Source organism: Paenibacillus xylanexedens (assembly GCF_017874615.1).
GTDB classification, from domain to species: domain Bacteria; phylum Bacillota; class Bacilli; order Paenibacillales; family Paenibacillaceae; genus Paenibacillus; species Paenibacillus xylanexedens.
In genome coordinates this window covers 1-23,973 of the sequence record NZ_JAGIKV010000011.1, presented here as the reverse complement: position 1 = coordinate 23,973, position 23,973 = coordinate 1, and the positions used below count along the sequence as shown (strand labels likewise).

Sequence of the window (23,973 nt, the reverse complement as noted above, 5' to 3'; positions counted from 1 at the left end):
TGAACGTTGATGTGTAAAATCCTGAACTTGAAATCGCTATCATTTCATGAAATACCGTGATAGAGTAGACATGAATATAAGGGACTTCACATCATGTCAGAACAGGAGGGCATCTCTGAGAATGGCAAAGCTCATACATAAAGCAACTCAATTCAGTTTGCAGACAAAGGTGTTTTTGACATTTCTGGCTCTGCTTTTGTTCGTGCTGGGCTGTTTTATCGTTTATGTAAATGTGATCGTTGTCCGCCCGCTCAAACTGAAAACAGAGCAGGATACGCTCGTTACAGCTACGAAGGTAAGAGAGCAAGTGGATCTATACGTAGAACAACAGAACCAGATGTCGCAGCGAATATTATCCAGTAAAAATATCTTTGCAGCCATGGACAAGAGCTCCTCTGCGCATAGTAATTATGAAAGGCTGAAACAGATTCGGATCATCAAAGACATTATGTTTCAGGCCATCGGGCCGAGTATGAATATTAAGGACATGTCCATCTACGACAATCACGGTGTGCTCCTGACAACATATCTGGGTTCGGGCAATCCTCCCGCAATCCTGAACACCATGATGGAGAGTAGTCAGGTCGGACGAGATTGGAAGGAAAGTGGTTTTGTTCTGCTGCGTCAAGACGATACGATCTCCTTTGTGCGCACGATTAATGATCAGAATGGCAAGGTGTACGGTTATCTTAGCATCCAGATGGAACAGGCCTATATACAGAATCTGACGGAGGGTATTACCGCTGGCGATGTCTATATTCTGAATGAACAAGGGGAGCAGATGACGGGCTCGGAAGCGGGTGTGACATTTACCAATTGGACAAAGCCTTCATCAGACGAGGGACTGGATGTGGACAAAAACGACAATTATATCACACATTCCACTTCACCCAGTACAGGCTGGATCACGTATATCATAACGCCCAAAAAATCTGTTCTGGGCTCGATCCATTCGGTTCAGACGATGTCCATTCTGCTGATTACAGCACTGATGCTGGTTTCATTTGTGTATATCTTCTTGTCGACACGTAACCTGCTGCTGCCTATCCGCAAGCTACGCGGTCAGATCTGGCGCATGAACTACAGCAATATGAATCTGAAAGTGGATGAAACGCCGAAGAATAACGATCTCTTATTGCTAAATGAAGCCTTTCAGGATCTGATGGAGAGGTTGCAGCAATCGATTGACCGGGAAAAATCGGCGCTTCATGAAGAAGTAAAGGCGCGTAATTCGGCGCTGCAAGCCCAGATTGCACCTCATTTTATTCATAATGTCTTATACCTGATCAGTATTGCCGCCCAAGAGGGGAAGACCAAAGTTGTATCGGATATGTGCAAACATCTTTCGGACAGTCTGCGTTATATTGTCTCTTCACCATACGCGCATGTGACTTTGGCTGAGGAGCTTCAACATACGAGACATTATCTATCCCTTGTACAACAAAAGTACGAAGAGGATCTGGAGTGGGACATCTGTGCTGACGAGCTGGCGAACGATATCCGATTGCCGCGGTTGGTCATTCAGCCGTTTGTGGAAAACTGCATTGAACATGCCTTTGCCAACACCATGCCGCCTTGGCGTATCCAGATTACGGTGAAGCAATATAACGGATTATGGGCTTTGGAGATCAAAGATAACGGAGAGGGTTTTCCACCGGATAAGATCAAGGAGATTTTAGCCAATATTCAGGCCTCGGGTTCCGGAATGAACCAGACTGCCGATCGTGCCACAGCCCTTGGTAACATGGGGATTATCAACAGTGTCAATCGACTCAAACTAATGTATAACAACAGGCTTTTTATTAATATATTTAACAATCATGCGGAAGAGCAACATGGAGCAACGATTCAAATCATCGGCTCACTGACGAGAGATTTTTACTAGCGAGGAGGCATAGATGATGTATAACGTTATGATCGTTGAGGATAGCAAACCGATATTACGTAATATTAAAATGCTCTTGGAGACGCTGAGCTTCCCGATTCGTGTAGCGGCTACGGCAACGAATGGAGAAGAAGCCTTGGCAGCGTTAAAGCAGGAACCGATTGATCTGCTGTTGACCGATATACGAATGCCGAAAATGGATGGGCTGTCCCTGATTGAGCAAGCCAAAATTGCCAACCCGGATCTGAAGGTCATCTTGATTAGCGGTTACAGCGATTTTGAATACACAAGAAAAGCATTGAACCTGCAAGTGTTTGACTATTTGTTAAAACCTGTCGAGCGAGAGGCGCTTGAAGAAGTCATGAGTCGGGTAATTGACCAACTTGATCAACAGATGTCCAAGGAACTGCTGGATTTGCAGGAAATCATTCACCCCCAATGTGAGACTACGCCGAAACAGGGGGAGGAGTTTCCGCCCTTATTCAGCCAGATGATGATCATTATGAGCAAACAGCCTTTTACCGCAGGGCATGAACGATGGGTGCAGGTGGAACTTGAGGGTTTAGTGCAGGATTTTTTTGCATTCCATCCTTGTCGTGTTTACACCAGTCAAACTTCATATCAATTTATCGCTTTTGTCAACAAGAGTGCACTTGAGGTGTACTCTTCCGTACATGAATGTCTTGAATCGATGCGACGGCATTTGGTTGCGCATGACATCGATGCAATCATTGGAGGACAACTTCTATACGCTGAGTCTGGTAATCTGCCGGAGCTCTATCACCGAATGTCGTCCATTTTGTCTGAGCAGCAACGGTTGAAACAAGGAATAGTGTTGGATACCGGGAATCCGGTGTCGATGGCCAGATCTGAGACAGGCTGTCTGGATCCGGTGCAGGAATCTGCTTTTGTACAGATGATACAGGCTCGTCAGAAAGAGCGGTTTGCTTTTAAGTTATCCGAATTGCTGAATCGATGGGCAGAGGAAAATGTACATATGACCGAGGTGGAGCGGTTTATTGGATTGATTGTAGACACGTTTGCTCATCTGTACGAGGAACAGGGGTCGGGCATGAGGTTGGGTCTGGAGCTTCGGTCTAGACAATTCGCCCAGGCACAGTCCTATGCCGATTTTTGCCGGGAACTGGCGGAATGGACGGGACAGTGCTTCGATATGCTGCAATCCCACGTTCGAAAAAGCAAGGCGATCCTGTTCGAACAGATTGACGATTACGTAAAACTAAATAAATACTCTCAATTATCTATCAACGACATTGCCATGAAGTTTCACGTTAGCCCGTCGTACGTCAGCAGAGTGATCAAAAATGCAACACAAATTACGTTTGTCCAGTATTACACCCGGCTTCGCATTCAGGAAGCCTGCAGACTGATGGAAAGTCAACCGGACATGAAGTTTAAGGAGGTTTCCGATTTACTGTCATTTAGCGACCAGCACTATTTCTCGAAGGTGTTCAAAGAGTATACGGGGCTAAGTCCTACGGATTATAAACAACAGATGTCTGGTATAAAGACCCAATCATAGTTAACAAACCCTTTTTATTTATGTTATAATAATAAATAAATACGGCTTGTTACTGAATTCATTCAGGCAATACCTATGTATATACACGCTCAACGTTTCTTTGGGTGTGCATATATATGGGTTTTTTTGCGTTTACTTGCCGATTGATTCTATCAAAAATGAATAAAGAGAGGAAGATTGAACTTGAAAAAGGAAAAGAAAAAAAGGTCATTTTATAAGAAAGGAGGAAGCGTTTTACGTTTAATGAGCACCAGACTAATTGCAGCTTTCCTTGCGGTACTTATCATCCCAACTGCACTTATCGGATACTTTTCATATGATAGTGCCAAAGATCAGGTACAACAAAAAATGACGGATCCCATCAACACCATTTTAACCATGACAGGGCAGCATATTAACAATCTGGTGGGGGAAAAAGCAGCATTATTGAGTTACATAGACCGCATGTATGGCACCACCCCCAGTCAGACGAACAACGAAGCAGTACAAGTAGGAATCGACCAGTTAGCTGATACATATCCTGATATTCTTGCCATAACCGTGGGTAACGACCAAGGCGGTGTTATATCATCTCCAGCAATAGAGGATGCAACATACGATCCACGCAGCACAGAATGGTATGCCAATGGTGAAAGTAACAATGGATCACTCTATTTTTCGAGTATTATGAATGATCCGGCATCCGGGAAGATTTATGTAGAGATTTCAAAAGCTCTTTCAGATGAACATGGTGTAGCAAGTATTAAACTTGATCTGGAGCCATTAGCAAAAGCGTTATCATATGTGGATGTAGGCGGCAATGGAAGTCTGATTGTAGTGGACTCCAATCGAACGATTGCGGCTTGGTCCGGTGCGATTGCAAAAGGTGGAGGAGGAGAGCTCGGCGGAGCACTTATTGAGGGAATTCCAGTCCATCCGAATACGGCTTCAAGTCCCGATGAACCGATGGCATTTTCCCAATTTGTAAGAACGGATCTGGCGTATGATCTGGAAGTGTATAACGGTATTAACGCTTTGACGGGTTGGAATGTCATTGCATTGATGGGCCATGAAGACTTTATCGCCGCAGCGAAACCCATCATGGTATCGAGTCTAACGGTCATTGCTATATCTGTATTGATTGCCGGTGTAATTATTTTCTTCATTCTGAGATCTTTTATTGTACCTATGCAAAAACTGCGAAAGGCAACTCGCAGCGTAAGCGAAGGGAATCTGTCTGAACGAGTGAATCTTAAAACCGAAAACGAATTTGGTATATTGGCAAATGATTTTGATCAAATGACCAGTTCCCTTCAATCGGTGGTTGCTGAACTTCATCAGACATCATCGTTGTTAAGCCACTCTTCACAAATGATTCAGGAGAGCACAGAACAAACGACTCAATCGGTTCAACATGTGGCTGAAACCATGCAACAGACTGCCGAATCAGCTATCGTTGGGGCGGAGAATTCGGAACAAACCGCGAATGCCGTAGAAGAGATGGCGAGAGGCATCAGTACAATTGCAGAATCTGCGAGTGCGATTGTGCATTCGGCTGAAGAGACGGAGCGCGCTGTTGCTAATGGCGGGAAAACCATAAACCAGGTCGGAGAACAAATGGAACATATTCTCGGAGCTGTTGAAGAAACCTCGGCATTGATTAATGAGCTGTCCAGTCTATCCGCTGAAGCCAATCGAATGAATGAAGCGATTGCGGATATCTCTCGGCAAACCAATCTTCTATCACTGAATGCCTCTATTGAAGCATCAAGAGCAGGAGAACATGGAAAAGGTTTTGCTGTCGTTGCTGGTGAAGTGCGCACGTTATCGATGCAATCCAAACAAAGTGCGGACGAGATTGGCGCTACCATTGGTAAAATGCTTGATTTGATTGCCAAATCCACATCTCTTATGAATGATAAAGTTCGTAATCAAGTCGGTGAAGGTATGCGGATCAGCCAAGAAGCTTCAGCAACCATATCGAACATTGAACAATATACAACGCATATCGTGGATCAAATTCAGGATATTTCCGCTGTCTCAGAACAGTTGTCAGCCAGTACGGAAGAAGTCTCAGCTACCGTTGCCGCGATGAATCATATCTCTAAAGTGTCGGCTGATAGTGCTCAGACAACTTCAGCAGCAGCCCAAGAACAAATGGCGGCGATGCAGGAGATATCGGCATCATCGGCACAGCTATCCAAAACAGCTGAGAATATGCAAGAACTGGTTCGTCGCTTTAAGCTCTAGAGTAGAAGTAAGTAAATGTGTAAAGAAATATGTAAAGAGATATGTAAAGCACCAGGCGCTCCCCAATGGAGCGCCTTTTTGCATGTAGTAAGATTAGTAAGAATGTGACACCTTATCCCCGAACATATCCTTTTGATTCTTTTTTCGGAAACTTCGTGGTGATTCACCAACCGTTTTGGTAAATAAAATCGTAAAGTAATTGGGGTTATCATAACCGACCAGTTTAGCGATCTCCCATATTTTTTTGTTGGTTGAGACTAATAATCGGGTAGCTTCACCCATTCTTCGTTGAATCAGGTAATGATAAGGAGAAGTGCCAAAGTGATTTTTATACATGTGAATTAAGTAATAAAAATCGATATGAAATTGATCTGCCAACTCTTTGAGTTTAATGTTCTGCCGATAGTTGGTATCCAAATAGTCTTTAATGCTCTCAGCAAGGGTATTGCTCCCAACGATCTCCCCACTAGGAAGCTGTTGACGGGACTGCCGATCGACGATCAGAAGTATTGCTTTCAGGACATGCCCAGAGATCGACTCGTATCCATGTTCCCGGATTGAAAATTCATTGAAGAGAGTCTGCATTAACGAATGGAGCTCATCGGAATATCGGTTGGCTCGAATGATCGGATTGTTAGAGGGAGGGATGACCCAATCCTCAAGGGTCTGGGTGCCTTCTGTAAAACGAAAGCCGCAATAAAAGGTGGATAACGGGAATTCAGGATTAGACTTCTCCTCGTGAAGAGTACCCTTGTTATATATGAGCATGTCCCCTTTTTGAGCCCAGTGTTTGGTACCGTCAATGGTAAACAATCCTTTGCCTTCAGTTACGTAGATAATCTCATGCAGATCGTCATGTTTATGCGTCGGAAAACTCCAATGGGGATTGTCAGCCAGTTTTCCTACATAAATAATGGTGCAATCTCGATTTGGATGCCGTTGGCCGAATTCGTGGTGTGTATTCATCTATGTCTTCCCTTCAGAATCTGTAATGAAAGTCTGTGTTGAAATGACAACATATATAATGTTTTGCAATAAAACCACAACAACCTTGATTGTCGCCATGGTATATCTGACAGTACAATTTCACTATCCAAAATGTACTATATATCGAAAGTGAAGGGATGGGATAGCAGAAAATACATGAATTAATGATCGTAGACAAAATTGAAGCGCTTGCAACAATAGAAAGGATTAGTGAGTATTGATTTATGACTAGAAATAGAGAGAACCTACTTATTTTAACGCTTACGCTTGTTAGCTTTGTACTGGGAACAACCGAGTATGTTATCGTGGGTGTGTTGAAGGAAATTGAAAGTTACATGAAAGTATCACTTGCTGCCGCGGGTATGCTTGTCTCCGGTTTTGCGATTGCATACGCAGTGGGTACACCATTTGCTGTGGCTTTCTTGGCCAAAATATCCAGAAGAAGTTCCATATTCATCGGATTTGCAATCGTGTTAGCATTAAATCTATTGACCGTGTTCTCAACAACGTTCTCTTCTCTGATGGCCATTCGCATCGTGTCGGCCGTTGCTTGTGGACTTACGATATCACTTTCGATCTCGATCGTAAGCGACGCAGTGAACCGGGAGCGAAGAGGGGAAGCTATCGCCTGGATTCTGGGCGGATTTTCAATCGCTAATGTGCTAGGTGTTCCGCTCGGTACTTTTATCGGACAACATCTGAGCTGGTCCATGACGTTTGTTGTTACGGCATGCATAGGTGTTGTGCCGCTGGTGTTCATGTTCCGTATTCTGCCACGCCAAACAACAACGATTGCAGGTTCGTTCAGTGATCAGATCTCTCTCTTTTTAAAACCACGGATATTGCTGGCCTGTCTGATCCCTGTACTGGGAAACAGCTGTATTTTCGTCGTTTTTACGTACATTACGCCACTCCTGAGTGAAACGATGGGTGTGCCTGTACAATGGATTAGTGCCATACTCCTGATCTATGGCGCCTGCAGCATCTTGAGTAACTGGATTGGTGCCAAAATAGCCAAGGGTGATTTCCTACCCAAGCTCAAGGGGCTTTTCGTTATCCAAGCGATCCTCTTCCTGGGCATGAGTTTTGCCGTTTCCAATCTGTGGATCGGCTTGGCATTCCTGTTTCTGATTGGATGTCTGTCATCCTCGATGAGCGCGGCATCCCAGTTATATTTGTTTGATGTGTCAGGATCGATCGCGCCGGGGTCCAAAGCATTTGCATCTACACTCCTGCCTGTGGCGGCCAATGTAGGTATAGCGCTAGGCTCTGGTGCCGGGGGAATTGCCGTTAATATGGGTGGTCTCCAGTGGGTGCCTCCAGTTGCTGTGATGCTTGCCTTGCTGGCTTTTGTCGTTACCCTGATATGCCAGCGTTCCATCCAAGTGAATTCAGACGAAGCAACCACTGTAAAAGCAGCTTAGATGAGATGCTTTCTAGACTAAACACATGAATGCGTATATATGGTATATGAACTACAAACAAAGTCGCTGTTATGCGGCTTTGTTTGTTTTTTTAGTTTTCCAGCATTCCGGATGTAACGGGTTCGCAGATTGTAAAGGTAGGAAAATGCAATAATTCAGTGAATTTGTATATGAAGAGATCTGATAAAATGAATGAAAAGATAGGAGGGGAACCCATGAAAAAGCCGATGATCGGTGTACTGCCTTTATATGATACAGACAAAAAAAGTTACTGGATGCTTCCAGATTATATGAACGCCATAGAGGGAGCAGGTGGGATTCCAATTATGCTGCCTTTGACAACGGATACCGAGATCATAGCAACGCTGGCTAATCAGTTCGATGGGTTCCTGTTCACCGGGGGACATGATCTCAATCCTGAGCTGTATCATGAGCATGCTGAGGTTACCTGCGGAGAGTTGTGTATTGAACGCGATATGATGGAGTCGATATTATTACAAAAGGTAATTGAGCTAGATAAACCTGCCTTTGGCATATGCCGTGGACTGCAGCTATTTAACGTTATGTTGGGTGGAACTTTATATCAAGACATTCCCACTAGCCTTCAACTTCATGGGAACAAGATCGTTAATCATAAGCAAAGTCCGCCGTATACGGATCTTGTACATGATGTACATATTGAGAAAAATAATATCCTATACGATATTTTGCAAACCGATACGATAAAAGTGAACAGCTACCACCATCAGGGAATCAAAATGTTATCGGATAAGTTAAATGCTGTGGCCGTCGCTGAAGATGGGCTCTTCGAATCCGTGGTCATGCCAAACCGCTCGTTTGTTTTGGCTGTGCAGTGGCATCCAGAGTACAGCTATAAAGTAGATGACTACAGTCAGAAGTTATTTGCGGCGTTTGTTAATGCTGCTAAATCCCCACGCTATACTATCCATATTGAAGACATCACCGCATAAAATGTGAAAAAGAAAAAAGACCTCCTGTTTATAAAAACAGAGGAGGTCTTTGTATTGGTGAATCTAGTCGTAATAGTAATCATGGTATCACCATTCTATTGGCAGGATTATTTTAATCCAGACTTCGTGTTGGCATGCTCTTCAGCATTCAGGGAAGCAATCAGCTTCTCGCCTTCAACATCCAGGTTTGGTAGAATGCGATCCAGCCATTTTGGAAGTGCCCAAGCTTTGTCTCCGAAAATAGCCATGATGGCAGGGACCAAGCCCATACGGATGATGAAAGCATCGATAAGAATGCCTACCGCCAAAGTGAAACCAATCTGCTTGATCATGACATCGTCGGTGAAAATAAATCCTGCAAATACAGAGACCATAATCACTGCAGCGGCAACAACCACGCGACTTACCTGGTTGTACCCATGAACGACGGATTCGGTTCCGCGTTGACCATGAACATAGGATTCCCGCATAGAGCTAACAAGGAAGACTTGATAGTCCATCGCCAGGCCATACAGGATACCTGTCACGATAATCGGCATAAAGCTTAGCAGCGGGCCACCGGTATCGAAACCAAAGAGCGAATGCAACCAGCCCCATTGGAATACAGCAGTTGTGATCCCGAATGTAGCGAGGATACTAAGCAGGAAGCCAATTGTTGCTTTGATGGGAACGATAATCGAACGGAATACGAGCAACAGGATGATCAGCGAGAGCAGGATGATGATGCCTACATAAATAGGGAACACCTGCGCCAGTTTGGCTGACATATCGATGTTAACAGCTGTTAGTCCAGTAACTCCAAGTTTCACATCATAGGTCTGTGCGATGCTGGAATCAGCCGCGCGTAGATCAGTGACCAGTGTTTTAGTGAGATTATCGTTAGGACCCGTTTTTGGAATGAGACTGAAAATAGCTAAATCTTCTGTCATCCCAAGCGGTGTGACTTGTGCAACGTTATTCTGTCCTTGGAGTTCCATCACCAGACCGCCCAAGAGTTCCGGTGTAACTTTTGCGGAAGACTGATTAGGCTCTGCGACCAGAATAAGTGGTCCGTTGAATCCTTCTCCGAAGCCTTCGGAGATGTCATCATAACTTTGTCTTGCAGTTGTATCCAGATTCGCTGAGGAAGCGCCGGGGATGCCCATTTCCATTTTGGAGATAGGCGTCGCGGCAAAACCAAGAATGACGATGATGGCGATAATGGTAGCCCAACGATTTTTAATAACGAATTTCACCCATCTGTCCGCGACTCCGTTGCTAGCGGCTTTAGGATGTTTCGCGCTTTTTTCACGAGCTTTGGCGGAGCAGATGCGTTCTCCTACCAATCCCAGTAAAGCCGGTAACAGAGTTAAAGCAACAAATACGTTGATGAGCACGGTGGCAGCTGCGACCAAAGCCATCGTAGACAAGAAGGTGAGACCGATGACAAGCATACCGCACAGTGCAATAATGACGGTTAATCCGGCAAAAAATACTGCGCTGCCCGATGTACCAATGGCTCTGGCCGTTGCTTCTTTTGCGCTCAAGCCTTGATCAATGATCATTCGACGCTGGCGATTAACAATGAAGAGCGCATAATCGATTCCAACAGCCAATCCAACCATGAGAGCTAGAACGGAAGTGACACTAGGCATTTCAATGAATTTGGAGATGGAGAACGCACCACCAACTCCAATGGCAACACCGAGGAGTGCAGTGATCAGAGGCAGACCTGCTGCAACAACGGAGCCAAGGGTGATCAGCAATACAATGACAGCAATCACCAATCCGACAATCTCAGCCGAGCCGACCCCAATCGATACCGTTTTGAGCGTTTCGCCCGGCAGTACCTTAATATTGGTTCCTTGCTCTACCGTCATAACAGATTGAATAACGGAATCAAATACATCCTGTGTTATGGCAGACTGTTCAATTGTAAATTGGAACTGGAACAGTGCAATGCTGCCGTCCGAAGAGATCAGCATTCCAGGTACAGGAACACCATCCACCATCAAAGGTCCATAGGGAGGAGGCGTGGTTGCTGCGGATTGCGCCATATCAGTAGCCTGAGCATTCTGAGCCATCTCCGCCTGAGCACCCGAATTACCCGCTTCAGCTGCATAGTCCGCAGGGTTAATGACTTTGTCTAATCCGTAAACTTCATTAACACCTTTCATCATGGCCGCCAAACGTTCAGGCGTATCCAAACGCTCGTTGTCCGGTGCCTTGAAGACAACACTTCCTTGACCGCCGGAGGCGGCTGGCAGTTCTTTTGCCAATTGATCCAGAACCTTCTGTGACTCTGTGCCTTCAATCTTCATTTCAGAACTGATGTGAATACCATTGATGCTGATCATGGAGATGACAATTCCCAGAATTAAAACCCAGCCAATGATGAAGGTTGCAGGTTTGCTAAAAGCGGTTTTCCCCACTCTGTATAATAATGTAGACATTTCTCTATTTTACACTCCCTCTAAGATGAATGTGGATGGTTAGCTTGTTCGAATCCTGTTCGCAAGTGACCAAACATGGTTTCTAAAAATTGATCGAACGTTACAGCACCGGGCTTGGTATCTTCAGTAATGACTTGTCCGGGCAGCAACACATTGAGTCTTCCATCAATTAATGGCAGTATGGTGCCGTACATTGCATTAATTAGAAGATAAGTATAAATCTCGTCGTGCTTTCCGTTAGATAAATCTAATAAGGTTTCTTGTGCCTGCGTCTGCATCCGGTGCATGGCTCCAAGGTAATGCGGTTCAAGCACGGGATAGGTCTGGGATAGCGATAGTAGCTGATGAAGTCTTCCTAATAGTTCTGTTGTAAGCTGCATCTTGATCAGGTCATACAGTACGTCAAGCAAGGAGACATTTTCGGGCATTTCGGTAAGTAAAGCTTCGAGTTCCGTTGTATTCTGAACGGATGTTGCGCCTCTTGCTACGGCTTCTTCTTTACAAGTGAAGTAGTTTGCAAATGTTCTGCGTGAACAACCCACCTGATGCACGATATCTTCCACCGTAAAGCCATCAAGGCCATGTTCAAGCGTAAGTTCAAATGCAGCACCAGCAAGCGCTCTTTCAGTTGCTTCTTTCTTCAAATGTCGCAAGTTTCGTTTGATCATTATTCTCCGCTTATGCGTTCACCTCCAGCACCAATGACTATGGTTTAATTCTTTTTAAGAAGAGCACACTTACTGAACATGCACTTTGTGAGGTTTATCATAACAAATAAGTTGCTCATTGTGCAAATTTACTCATTGTGCAATTATTTTATATGACGGCTATACTGCGAATCAATGCTTCAACTCCTGAGGAATGAATGTTAAAATCAATAGAAAAACTTGGGGCGATAACGAGATATGAGTAGTCGTAAACAAAGTTTATTGGAAACAGCACTTGCACTATTTTTAGAGCATAGCTATGCAAATACAACAATCCAGATGATCCTGGATCAATCAGGCGTATCCAAAGGCACATTCTACAAATTCTTCAGTTCGAAAGAAGACTGTTTATATTCGATTATTGATCAGCGCATGCAAGAGGATGTGTTCATTCGCAAAGAGCTTGAACAAAATCACTATACATCGGATTATGACCTGCTCGTAGATCAGATTGCGATTCCAATGTCCGTACCTAATAAAGAGCGAGTATGGGAATTATATTGGACGGGTTTTTATTCCGGAGAGATCAACTCAGCCAAACTGGCTACAGTTCACCTAAAATGGCTGTCCACACGCTTGATTCAGGTGTACGGGAACGACATTAGCTTATATGCCAACGAAGGGGCAATATTGTGCTATGGCATATTACATCAGATTGCCAACACATCAAGAAGTCTAAATACGCCAAAACCGGTATGGAGCGAAGTGGTTCCAAAAGTACTAACGTACATTGAAGTGATCCTAAGAACAATGCATCAGAGAAATGAACATATTTTCGACTTTCAGTCTCTCTATTTCCTGAATGCCGATGAGCGTAACCATGATATGGGACTGGATATTGATACTCTGTTGGAGGAATTGGAAGAGTTCAACAACCGTGTTCAAAAATCCAAGGAATCTGCATCATTGAAGCAACTTTCGAAGGGGCTTTTAGCGCTATTACAGGATCAAGAGGATTTAAATATTCCTGTAATCGAAGTGGTGCTTCAGGCGTTTCACAAAGAGTACAAATCCAGTGCGTTCCAATCTGAAGCCAATAGAATGACCGAAGCCTGTTGGTGGTACTTGGAACTGGTGAAGCAACGGAATTAATATGGGGGTTGGCTCAAAGCCAACCTCTTTTTTTGCTTTTTTATGCCCCTAGTTTTTATTAATATACTATTAGTATATTAATAAAATGTTGTTATAACAGTTGTTTTATGTTGTTTAAACTATGATATTTGAAATTAAATATACGAGTAGTATATAATCGGAATGAACATATATTTCCATAGATTCGAATAACTTCACTTCGAAAGGAAGATTTATATGAATAACTCGAATAACCAGACATCAGAAAAAGTAGAATTTAATTTGTTTAGCGAAGAAAATAGTAAGGATCCATTTGCCATGTTTGCACAGATGCGTGCCAAAGGCTCCGTTGTTCCTATTCCTAATCCGATGGGTGGAGCAGGGCAAACCTGGATTGTAACTCGGATGGACGTTGCTATGGAAGTGTTGAAAGATCACTCTCGATTTACGGTAGATATGAACTCTATTGATAGTGGCAATGATATTCGAAAGAATCTCTCAGGCGAGCTTGGTTCAACGGAACCCCAGACCTTTTTTACCGGAAAGTCGATGCTCTTTGTTGATGAACCGGATCACCGTAGACTGCGTAGCCTGGTTTCCAAAGCCTTCACGCCAAGATATATGGAAAGCCTGCGTCCACGCGTCCAGGAAATTGCCGATGAGTTGATTGACCAATTCGAAGGCAAAGGAGAGATGGATCTTGTAAAAGACTATGCCTATCCTTTCCCAATCAACGTTATTTCCGAGATGTTGGGTATACCTCAGGAAGACCGACCTCAGATCCATGTATGGTCTGAAGCCATTGCAAAAGGTCTTGGTTTTGGTAAACAGGACCCTGCCGTAGCGCAGCACTTGCGATCATTCGCAGAGTACACCTCACAGCTTGTGGCGAACAAACGAGTAGAACCTTCAGATGACCTCATCAGTCAATTGATTGCGATTGAGGAGGAGGGTGATCGACTGAATGAAGATGAATTAATATCCATGATCATGTTATTGATATTTGCTGGACATGAGACTACTTCCAATCTGATTGCAACCGGCTCTTATCTTCTTCTGACCCATCCTGAACAACTGGAACAACTGAAACAAGATCTGAATCTGGTTCCTTCTGCGGTGGAGGAGTTGCTACGATATAACGGACCCGCCACTTCTTCAGGTCCTCGTTATGCAACACAGGACACGGAGTTGGATGGACAATTGATTCAAAAGGGAGATGTTGTGATTCCCCTTCTGAAATCAGCGAATCGGGACGAGCAGCAGTTCACTGACCCCGAAGAGTTGGATATCGAACGCAAAATAAAACGGCATTTGGCCTTTGGACACGGCATCCATATGTGTCTCGGTGCTCCACTTGCTCGTGTAGAAGGGGACGTGGCGTTTACTACGCTTTTACGTCGGCTACCGGATATTCAACTCAGTATTCCTCAGGAAAAGATTCAGTGGCATTCTGCTTTGTCATCACAGGGATTGGCAGCATTGCCTGTGAAATTTTAATAGATAAACTTAGTACGACCCATTGGAGTATGACGAATTTTCGTCATACTCTTTATTTGTATAGATGATAGAATGGAATGAACAAGAAACATGTTAATGGATTGAACACATCTTAATGTAAAAGATAAAGTGGGATACATAATTTTTGTGGTGGAGGTAAACCTTATGAATAAAGATGAACAATTCATGCATAAAGCCATTGAGATTGCTTTGCAAGCTCGCAAAGAAGGAAACGAACCATTCGGAGCCATTCTGGTGAAAAATGGAGAAGTGGTTATGATTGGGGAAAACAAAATCAACACTTTTTGTGACCCTACGCATCATGCAGAAATTGGGCTTATCCGAAAGTATTGTTCTGAACACCATGTGTTTGACCTGAGCGAATACACTCTGTATACGAGTTGTGAACCGTGTGTGATGTGTTCCGGTGCTATGGTTTGGTCGAATCTGGGGAGGCTGGTGTATAGTGTATCCCATGATCAATTAGCTGAAATTGCTGGTGGCAACATCATGATCGCGTGTGAAGAAGTATTCGACAAAAGTCCTCAAAAGCCTGAGGTAGTAGGGAAACTACTGGGCGCAGAAGGGTTAAAAGTATTCGAAGGATATCAATTTCATTCCTAGTCGTTATCCGGACAAAAAATTATTTTTTGATAATTGCTTGATTTTTTTTTCAACGTCTGATAGTGTAAGACCTGTGATTTTGGGAAGTTTATTTATCAATATGAATTAGAGCTTTCCAGCAGATAATTTTGACCACTTCACCAGGAAGTTAAGGCCATACGGACAGCCGGGTCAAACGCCGATTGGCAACTTACGTTGCTTTATTGATTGAGTTCAAAGCTCAAATTTTATAAGTTGGTTACTTTACAACCAGTGCAATTGCACATCAACTTGTGAAACGGTCAATAAGAGTGGTAAAGGCGAATTATTTGCTATATAGACTCTGATCCAATATTGATATACATGAAGGAGCTTTCCGCCAAAGGAGTTCTTGTGAACTTTTTTGGTCATGGAGACTTCACGTCTTTTTTATGATGTATATCGATAAGCAAGTGTGATGATGCGCGATTGCGAGCATTTTTCACCTTGCTTTTTTTGTTGTCTTGTTGTCACCGTATTAAACCAATTTTAAAAAAATACATATTGGGATAGGAGAATGTAAAATGGGAAAAGCACTAATCATCGGCGCCGGCGGCGTTGCTTCCGTGGCAGTACACAAATGCGTTCAAAACAGCGAAGTTTTTGAGGAAATCTGCATCGCGAGTCGTACAAAATCCAAATGTGATGAACTCAAAGCCAAGCTGGATGGCGGAAAAACAAAAATTACAACAGCACAAGTTGATGCTGACAATGTTGACGAACTGATCGCTCTGATCAACGAAGTTAAACCTGATATCGTTATGAACCTTGCTTTGCCGTATCAAGATCTGACAATCATGGATGCTTGCCTTGCAACTAAAACAAATTACATGGACACAGCAAACTATGAGCCACATGATACAGCGAAGTTTGAATACAGCTGGCAATGGGATTACAAAGAGCGTTTTGAACAAGCAGGCATCACTGCATTGCTCGGTAGTGGATTTGACCCAGGTGTGACTGGCGTATTCTCCGCTTATGCCCTGAAGCACTACTTTGACGAAATTGAGTACATCGACATTCTGGACTGCAATGGCGGCGACCATGGCTATCCGTTCGCAACCAACTTCAACCCTGAGATCAACATTCGCGAAGTATCTGCGAACGGAAAATATTGGGAAAATGGTGAATGGATCGAAACGAAGCCGATGGAAATCAAACGTGTCTACGACTTCAAAGAAGTTGGCGAGAAAGACATGTACCTGTTGTACCATGAAGAACTGGAATCTTTGGCGAAAAACATGCCAGGTCTGAAACGTATCCGTTTCTTCATGACATTTGGTCAAAGCTACCTGACTCACTTGAAAGCTCTTGAAAATGTAGGCATGACTTCAATCGAGCCTATTGAATATGAAGGTAAACAAATTATTCCACTGCAATTCCTGAAAGCAGTACTGCCTGATCCAGCATCCCTTGGACCACGTACTGTAGGTAAAACAAACATCGGTTGTATTTTCAAAGGTAAAAAAGATGGTCAAGACAAAACATATTATGTTTACAATATCTGTGATCACCAAGAGTGTTACAAAGAAGTGGGTTCCCAAGCGATCTCGTACACAACAGGCGTTCCAGCTATGATCGGCGCAGCAATGGTTATGACAGGCAAATGGAACAAACCAGGCGTATACAATGTAGAAGAGTTCAACCCGGATCCATTCATGGAAGAGTTGAACAAATGGGGCCTCCCATGGGTAGAAGACTTCAACCCGGTACTCGTTGATGAGCTGCCAGAAGAAGTTAAAGAATCGGAGCTTGTTCGCTAAAATGCGGTTCGAGCAATTACCGACACCATGTTTTGTTGTTGATGAGGCGCTTATCGAGAGAAACCTGAAAATCCTGAACGGTGTTATGCAGCGTACAGGTGCCAAAATCGTGCTGGCTCAAAAAGCATTCTCCATGACTGCGATGTATCCGCTGATTGGAGAATACCTGAGCGGTGCAACGGCGAGCGGTTTGTATGAAGCGCGTCTGGGCCATGAGGAAATGGGCAAAGAGAATCATGTCTTTGCTCCAGCATACCGCGCAGAAGAGATCGACGAGATTCTCTCTATCTGCGATCACATTATTTTCAATTCTTTTTCACAGCTTGCAAAATTCAAGGATAAGGCGCTTCAGGCTGGCCGTAAGGTCGGCTTGCGCGTCAACCCTGAATGCTCTACCCAAGAAGGGCACGAGATCTATGATCCGTGTTCTCCGGGTTCGCGTTTTGGCGCGAAACTGGAGGATTTCGATGCAGAGATGTTGGAAGGTGTCTCCGGATTACACTTCCACACGCTGTGTCAGCAAAACTCCGACGATCTGGAGACTACGCTGAATGCAGTTGTCGAGAAGTTCGGACAATGGTTGCCGCAAATGGAATGGATCAACTTCGGTGGTGGACACCATATCACACGTGAAGATTATGATATTCCAAGACTGGAAGCATGCATCAAGCGTATGCAGAACGACTATGGCCTGGAAGTATATCTGGAGCCGGGAGAAGCTGTTGCGCTGAACGCGGGTTATCTGGTGACTTCTGTACTGGACTTCCATAAAAACGGCATGGACATTGCGATTCTGGATACTTCAGCTACATGCCATATGCCGGATGTGCTGGAAATGCCATATCGCCCGCCGCTGATCGGTTCTGGAGAAGTAGGCGAGAAGGCTCATCTGTATCGCTTAGGTGGACAAACCTGTCTGTCTGGTGACGTGATTGGGGATTATTCATTCGATCAGCCTTTGCAAGAAGGCGACCGTCTGGTATTCGAGGACATGGCGATTTACTCCATGGTGAAAACCAACACGTTCAACGGCATGCCGCTTCCAGCGATTGCAGTCAAAAGAAAAGACGGCGATTGCGAAGTTGTCCGTGAATTCGGATATCAGGATTTCAAAATGAGGCTGGCATAATTACTTCATTATATAGTAAGTATTAATATAGAATTGAAAATAAATACAAAGAAGGGAACCTGGAGACAGGTTCCCTTTTTAACGTTAACTGAAGTTTAACGATTAGATTCATTGATGTTTATCAGTGAGGTTAGGTGAATGTTTACCGGTATTGAGCCGACTTAGCTTAGAGTTCAGTTTTCGGGTTAATTTTGTGGTTTCGAGGATGCTCTCGCAGCGTATGGAAAGATCGGTTCTCTTAGTTCAAAGTCATACGTCAACCCATCCACAATGCCGACTACACTTTCACTGTCATACAACTCCAGCAAAAATCCAGCCATTTGTTCCGCCGTATGGAACTTGGGAACTCTGCCTTCATATTCAAACTCATCTACATTAAAGGAATGTTTCGCAAATTCTGTCTCGGTTGCAGCAGGTGCGAGAACTTTGGCTTGCATCGCTGCGTTCTTACCTTTTAACTCTTGCGCAAGTCCTTCCGTAAAGGCACTTACATAGAACTTAGTTGCGCAGTAGGTTACTGCATCGGCTACAATCGTATATCCACCACCAGAGGAGATATTAATGATCTGTGTGCCATCAACATCTGCATAATCACGTACATACAGGGAAGAAAGAATCGTAAGAGCTTCTATATTTAGATGAAGCATCTGTTCAATCTTGGGCAGATGTTGTTCGCCAACGGAAGCAAAATTTCCGAATCCGGCGTTGTTAATCCACGTCTCGATGGAGTAAGCCTGAAGACTCTCATAGAATCCATGCACATTAGCGGCAATCGACAGATCCACTGTACGAATGACAACATCCAGATCAGGATTGATTTCAGCTACTTTTGCTTTTAACTTGTCCAATTCATCGGTTCTGCGTGCTGCCAGAATCATATTTTTGCCACGAGCTGCAAAAGCTAAAGCCGCTTCATATCCAATGCCTGAACTGGCACCGGTAATCACTGTATATTTCATAGTAATTCCTCCTGGATCTGATTTCATTTTTTATTGTGATGTGACCACGAGTTGATTATACTGATTAGAGCTTACTCTAAGTCAAGCGGGAAAATGGAGGGAAGGTTAACCATGCATACCATTGGTGAAGTGGCAGAATTACTCCATATCAGTGCACATACGTTGCGTTATTATGAGAAGGAACAGATTGTAACCCCTCTCCGAGATGCCAGTGGAGACAGGCGATACAACGAGTCACACCTGAAGTGGCTGCAATTTGTGATCAAATTAAAAGAGACTCAAATGCCCATTGCTATTATTAAGAAATATGCGTCCTTGTTTCAGGAAGGGGAGCATACGGCGGCGGATCGTTTAAAGCTGCTGGAGGAGCATAAAGAGTCGATTCAAAAACAGATGCACATACTTAACACAGCAGATGAGATGCTTGAGCATAAAATTTCGTCGTATCGGGCGCTCATCGGACAATGAACTAACACACACAAATGACGATCTATTGCCAAAACAGTGATTTTTATTATAGACTGTTTTTTATCGGTTGTTCATCAAGGGGGAAATGCAATGCATCAAAACAGAAAACAAAAGTCAAACAAGTTAAAGATCCTCTCCAAAGTATTATTGATTATCATTGGGGGATTTATAACGGCATATGGCCTCGAAGCCATATTGATCCCGAATAATGTCTCAGATGGTGGTGTCACAGGTCTGAGTATCGTAGGATCACAGCTGTTCGGATTACCACTGGGGATGCTCATCGGGATTATTAACATTCCATTTGTGTGGCTCGGGTACAAGCAAATCGGAAAAAGCTTTGCGTTATATTCGATCATCGGTATTGCTTCACTCGCAATCAGCACCAGTCTGATGCACCATATACCAACCATCATTGAAGGTGATACCTTGCTTGTTACGGTTGTCGGCGGGATTATCATCGGTTTTGGTATGGGACTTGCATTACGTAATGGCGGGGCATTGGATGGCATAGATATGCTGGCTGTACTCCTTTCGCGAAAAGTACCTTTTGGAACCAGTGATCTCATCCTGTTCCTCAACATGTTTGTATTTATTGTCGTTTCTACCGTGTTTGGTCTGCAAGGCGCGATCTTGTCAGGACTTGCGTATTTTATTGCTTCTAAAGTAATACATATTGTTGAAGAGGGCTTGAGCGGCTCCAAAACATTTAAAATTATTACGAATCAACCAGAAATCATGGTTGAAACCATTCGGGACCGTTTAGGCCGTGGAGCAACGTATACCGAGGCTTACGGTGGCTACTCTAATGAGCAATTCAAGGAAATTACTTGTGTCATTAACCGGATGGAAGAGAGTAAAATTAAAGATATCATTCACGAAATTGACCCAACTGCTTTTGTAGTCGTATATGATGTAGCTGAAGTAAGAGGTGGCAATTTCAAAAAGAAAGATATTCACTAACAAAAAATGCGCTGACAGGAGAAATACTCTTGCCAGCGCGTTTTTGTTTACCTTGTTTAATAGTAATACTTTGTACTTCATGCATAAGCCCAGCTCACTTATGGAAAACTTCTGTAGTGCGAGTTAAATTGCATGACTTCTATTATGTATGGGAGGTTAGCATAGTGACAAAACAAGACCCGCAAGAGCTTTTGAAGCAAAAACACGAGCTGGATGAGCAAAAAAGACAGTTTACTAATTTTTCCCGAAATATTTCAGGCCATGGTGAGGTTGAAGCTGGTCAAGAGTTCAGTGTTGACCGGGTACCAGATGATCAAAACCGTATGAAATCGGTTGAGAACAGACGCGGTGAAGTCTAAAACGTTACAACATAAGCCGATCCTTTCATGGATCGGTTTTATTCGTGCGAAGCGTTTTATTGAAGAGGAAGATATAGTTGTAATTGCACATAGGAGAGTATATAGGTGGTGGTCAATCGTTGTAAAAGGTCGTATATTATTAATATGTCGATTGTGGGATTGAATATGGACCACATCGCAAAATGATAAACGATTTTACATAGAAGGACGGGAAAAAATGGACTTTAAACCGCTTGCTTCATTTATTGACCGCATTACATCCTGGCGTATACCGTGGGCAGAGGTGCTGGTGATGCATCGAAATGATACCGTTTTCCATTATCGTAATGGATACGCCAATCTGGAAGAGAAAACACCTATCGGTGATGGAGCGATCTTCAATCTATACTCCATGACCAAAATTATGACCTGCGTGGCAGGATTGCAACTGGTGGAGAGAGGTGAAATGCTGCTAAGCGACCCACTGTCTGATTATCTGCCAGAGTATGCTGAGATGACGGTAAAGAAAACGATGGCGAACGGGGAGATCCGACTGGAAAAGGCGACAAGAGCCATTACAGTACGTGATTTGTTCACCATGACCGCCGGGTTCTCGTATGACGTGGGTAGTCCAAGCATTCAAGAAGCTGTAAAAAGCACCGACGGAACGTTGCCAACACGCGACTTCGCGAGAGCGCTTGCGAAAGAACCGTTGCTGTTTGAACCAGGGACACACTGGAATTACAGCATGTGCCATGATGTGCTAGGAGCCTTGGTGGAAGTGGTAAGTGGCAAACGCTTTGGTACGTATCTGCGGGACGAAATCACCGGACCCCTTGGCATGAACGATACAGCGTTTAATCTGAACGATGAGCAGCAGACACGTCTGATTCCACAGTATGCTTACAATGATGAGCTTGAAAAGGCTGTACGTTTGGACGGCAATGGATTCCGTGTGGGTACGGAGCTGGAAAGCGGCGGTGCAGGGTTGCTATCAACCGTTAGCGATTATGCACGTTTTCTGAACGCGCTTACTGGGCACGGTACGAGTCCCGAAGGCGTGCGCATTCTGTCACAAGCTTCAGTGGAACTGATACGAACGGACCACCTGAACGAGATGACTCGTGCTGATTATTCCTGGGATCATATGTATGGATACGGCTATGGACTGGGTGTTCGCACACATATCTCCAAAGCAGCAAGCGGCTCACTGAGTCCAATTGGCGAATTTGGATGGAGCGGCGCTGCTGGTTGTATGGCTATTATTGATCCGGATTCAGAGCTTACAGTTATGTATGCACAGCATCTGCTGAACAGTCAGGAACCATACGTTCAACGACGCTTACGTAATGTAGTGTACTCCTGTTTATAATTCATATCGTATTCGAAGCTACTTTAAGAGCCGCTAAATAGCGGCTTTTTTATGTTATATGAGTCGAAATCTATTAATTAGATTGTTATTTCTTTATTAGAAAGGGTATGTTATCATTCTTAGGAAAATAGTACTAGTAGGAGGATATGCTTATTGAACATGAACCTAAATTAATTACATAGTTTGATCAAGATTACACGCTAGCAAGTACCTGTTTGAATGTTGAGATTGTGAACGATTCATAATTAGAAAAGAGTTGTTAGATTTTATTTTTTTACTCAAAGGAGAGTCATCAATGATACACCCTAAACACAACGCAAAATGGGCTTCTCTGGCCTTACTTACCTTAATCGCCTATGTTCTGAGCGCATTGCTTCTGCTACCACCCAATGCTGCTGCCAAAGGAGAGAAGATCTCCGCCAAACAGCTCGAAAGTATGAGCCGGCTTTCATTTACGCTTCGTGATGCCATGCAAACGGCTTACACCGTTTATATTTTTGCTTATGATGAACAGAAAAGCACGCTGACCGAAGAAAATGGTTGGACCAACAATAAAAAAGGCGACAAGAGTTATTCAGGAACGTATCGTGCAGCCTTGCTGAAAAAAGGCGCAGCATACGGAACAGTCCAAGCAGCAAAACTGGATCTGAATACGATTATTTTGCCTCAAACCTGGAACTTCGTTGTGAAGAGCAAAGAGGCCAGTACACCAGACATGCTGATGATCACCGATTGGGGAACTTCTAATTTCAATGAGGTGAAAACGTATATTGTTCGTTCCGGGGAATTGCGCCGTGTAACATATGTCGATAATAAGGGTAAAAAAATCGACGATTCCTACTCTGCAGGCAGAGATGATGGAATCCGTACTCTTTCAGGTGCCCGAGTACAGTTCAAAAATTACAACAACCTTCAATTCGTCTATGGGGTTGATACGTTTAAGCTGAATGTGAATAAATTGGAAATGCGGTTGGAAGATACGCGCAACCTTCGTTCAAGAGATTGGCCGAACTCGGGTGTTGGCGATCGCGCTTACCTGAAAAGCCTGAAGGAAGCCGCTTTAAAGGGTGTATTGCCAGGTCGGACGGACATCAAGATTGGTATGACGCTTCAAGCAATGCAAAAAAAATTGGGGAAACCCAATTCTCGTTCAAACGGGGAATGGGGAGCGTACTATTATTATTCTAAATTCGGCATCGGGTTTGATTCATACATGCACGAGCTTAGCAAGAAATCACGTATTGCAGTTATCCAGCTGTACAATGAAAAGCAATATCTCTCACCATGGAATGTGAAACGATGGATGGGAAAACCCACCTCGGAATATTATAATGAAGTTGTGGGTGGTTATGAGATGGAATATGAGCTGGGTAAGCACACTATAGTTTTTAATTATTTGGAAGAAGAAGACTTAATTGACTTTACGAATATATATTAAGGTATAACATAGCGAGAACTGAACGTATTCGTATGGACTTACAAAAAAAGCCGCTAATTATGGTCATACCCCTGTCAAGTAGACAGATGAAAAAAGCTATGCTGCCAGTGCGCATCGATATTCAATCGGTGCGCGCTGTTTGAGTTTGGCTTGAA

The 23,973-nt window shown here is 43.8% G+C and carries 19 protein-coding genes; 15 read left to right on the top strand and 4 right to left on the bottom strand.

The genetic code is table 11. The features are described 5' to 3' along the window. Window positions 1-121 precede the first annotated feature (121 nt). From J2Z28_RS15695 to J2Z28_RS15685, 3 genes are all read left to right on the top strand, one after another. Complete coding sequence (locus J2Z28_RS15695; RefSeq protein WP_211083186.1) at window positions 122-1,885, top strand: sensor histidine kinase; 1,764 nt, start codon at window positions 122-124, stop codon at window positions 1,883-1,885. A gap of 13 nt (window positions 1,886-1,898) precedes the next feature. Further along, window positions 1,899-3,428 (top strand): response regulator, encoded by a 1,530-nt coding sequence (locus tag J2Z28_RS15690; RefSeq protein WP_244988332.1) that lies wholly within the window; start codon window positions 1,899-1,901, stop codon window positions 3,426-3,428. A gap of 243 nt (window positions 3,429-3,671) precedes the next feature. Beyond that, on the top strand, window positions 3,672-5,657 hold the full coding sequence (locus J2Z28_RS15685) for a methyl-accepting chemotaxis protein (protein ID WP_244988331.1): 1,986 nt from the start codon (window positions 3,672-3,674) through the stop codon (window positions 5,655-5,657). A gap of 93 nt (window positions 5,658-5,750) precedes the next feature. On the opposite strand, the gene J2Z28_RS15680 is transcribed toward J2Z28_RS15685, so the two are convergent. Next, window positions 5,751-6,623, bottom strand: a complete 873-nt coding sequence (locus J2Z28_RS15680) for an AraC family transcriptional regulator (protein ID WP_211083184.1) — start codon at window positions 6,621-6,623, stop codon at window positions 5,751-5,753. 245 nt (window positions 6,624-6,868) lie between these two features. Here J2Z28_RS15680 and J2Z28_RS15675 point away from each other — a divergent pair, with 245 nt between their 5' ends. Next, entirely contained in the window at window positions 6,869-8,068 is a 1,200-nt protein-coding gene (locus tag J2Z28_RS15675) for an MFS transporter (RefSeq protein WP_211083183.1), read from the top strand. A 215-nt stretch (window positions 8,069-8,283) separates the two neighbouring features. Continuing rightward, a complete protein-coding gene (locus J2Z28_RS15670) occupies window positions 8,284-9,039 on the top strand; it encodes a gamma-glutamyl-gamma-aminobutyrate hydrolase family protein (protein WP_211083182.1) in 756 nt (251 codons plus the stop codon). A gap of 107 nt (window positions 9,040-9,146) precedes the next feature. Here the strand turns inward: J2Z28_RS15670 and J2Z28_RS15665 are convergent, their stop codons facing one another. Both J2Z28_RS15665 and J2Z28_RS15660 read right to left on the bottom strand, forming a co-directional pair. Next, window positions 9,147-11,471: an MMPL family transporter gene (locus J2Z28_RS15665; protein WP_211083181.1), complete on the bottom strand. Its 2,325-nt coding sequence runs from the start codon at window positions 11,469-11,471 to the stop codon at window positions 9,147-9,149. Between the two features lie 20 nt (window positions 11,472-11,491). Next, a complete protein-coding gene (locus J2Z28_RS15660) occupies window positions 11,492-12,139 on the bottom strand; it encodes a TetR/AcrR family transcriptional regulator (RefSeq protein ID WP_211083180.1) in 648 nt (215 codons plus the stop codon). Between the two features lie 237 nt (window positions 12,140-12,376). On the opposite strand from J2Z28_RS15660, the gene J2Z28_RS15655 reads away from it, so the two are divergent. The 5 genes from J2Z28_RS15655 (at window position 12,377) to nspC (ending at window position 18,280) form a co-directional block, all read left to right on the top strand. After that, window positions 12,377-13,270: a TetR/AcrR family transcriptional regulator gene (locus J2Z28_RS15655; protein ID WP_211083179.1), complete on the top strand. Its 894-nt coding sequence runs from the start codon at window positions 12,377-12,379 to the stop codon at window positions 13,268-13,270. A gap of 216 nt (window positions 13,271-13,486) precedes the next feature. Then, window positions 13,487-14,746: a cytochrome P450 family protein gene (locus tag J2Z28_RS15650; protein ID WP_211083178.1), complete on the top strand. Its 1,260-nt coding sequence runs from the start codon at window positions 13,487-13,489 to the stop codon at window positions 14,744-14,746. Window positions 14,747-14,911: 165 nt separating this feature from the next. Then, a complete protein-coding gene (locus tag J2Z28_RS15645; RefSeq protein ID WP_211083177.1) occupies window positions 14,912-15,370 on the top strand; it encodes a nucleoside deaminase in 459 nt (152 codons plus the stop codon). 542 nt (window positions 15,371-15,912) lie between these two features. Beyond that, entirely contained in the window at window positions 15,913-17,151 is a 1,239-nt protein-coding gene (locus J2Z28_RS15640) for a saccharopine dehydrogenase family protein (RefSeq protein WP_211083176.1), read from the top strand. 1 nt (window position 17,152) lies between these two features. Beyond that, window positions 17,153-18,280 (top strand): carboxynorspermidine decarboxylase, encoded by a 1,128-nt coding sequence (gene nspC, locus J2Z28_RS15635; protein ID WP_211083175.1) that lies wholly within the window; start codon window positions 17,153-17,155, stop codon window positions 18,278-18,280. A gap of 185 nt (window positions 18,281-18,465) precedes the next feature. On the opposite strand, the gene J2Z28_RS15630 is transcribed toward nspC, so the two are convergent. Then, the gene (locus J2Z28_RS15630; protein ID WP_100526214.1) at window positions 18,466-19,239 is read right to left on the bottom strand and encodes an SDR family NAD(P)-dependent oxidoreductase; all 774 of its coding nucleotides are present in this window, start codon (window positions 19,237-19,239) and stop codon (window positions 18,466-18,468) included. 111 nt (window positions 19,240-19,350) lie between these two features. On the opposite strand from J2Z28_RS15630, the gene J2Z28_RS15625 reads away from it, so the two are divergent. The 5 genes from J2Z28_RS15625 to J2Z28_RS15605 all read left to right on the top strand — a co-directional run bounded on the left by J2Z28_RS15625 (window position 19,351) and on the right by J2Z28_RS15605 (window position 23,818). Beyond that, entirely contained in the window at window positions 19,351-19,707 is a 357-nt protein-coding gene (locus J2Z28_RS15625; protein WP_017688527.1) for a MerR family transcriptional regulator, read from the top strand. 90 nt (window positions 19,708-19,797) lie between these two features. Continuing rightward, window positions 19,798-20,670: a YitT family protein gene (locus tag J2Z28_RS15620; protein WP_017688526.1), complete on the top strand. Its 873-nt coding sequence runs from the start codon at window positions 19,798-19,800 to the stop codon at window positions 20,668-20,670. A gap of 164 nt (window positions 20,671-20,834) precedes the next feature. Next, entirely contained in the window at window positions 20,835-21,029 is a 195-nt protein-coding gene (locus J2Z28_RS15615) for a hypothetical protein (protein WP_017688524.1), read from the top strand. A 217-nt stretch (window positions 21,030-21,246) separates the two neighbouring features. Continuing rightward, the gene (locus tag J2Z28_RS15610) at window positions 21,247-22,380 is read left to right on the top strand and encodes a serine hydrolase domain-containing protein (RefSeq protein WP_211083174.1); all 1,134 of its coding nucleotides are present in this window, start codon (window positions 21,247-21,249) and stop codon (window positions 22,378-22,380) included. 295 nt (window positions 22,381-22,675) lie between these two features. Continuing rightward, complete coding sequence (locus J2Z28_RS15605; protein WP_211083173.1) at window positions 22,676-23,818, top strand: DUF4309 domain-containing protein; 1,143 nt, start codon at window positions 22,676-22,678, stop codon at window positions 23,816-23,818. The last annotated feature ends 155 nt before the right edge of the window (window positions 23,819-23,973 follow it).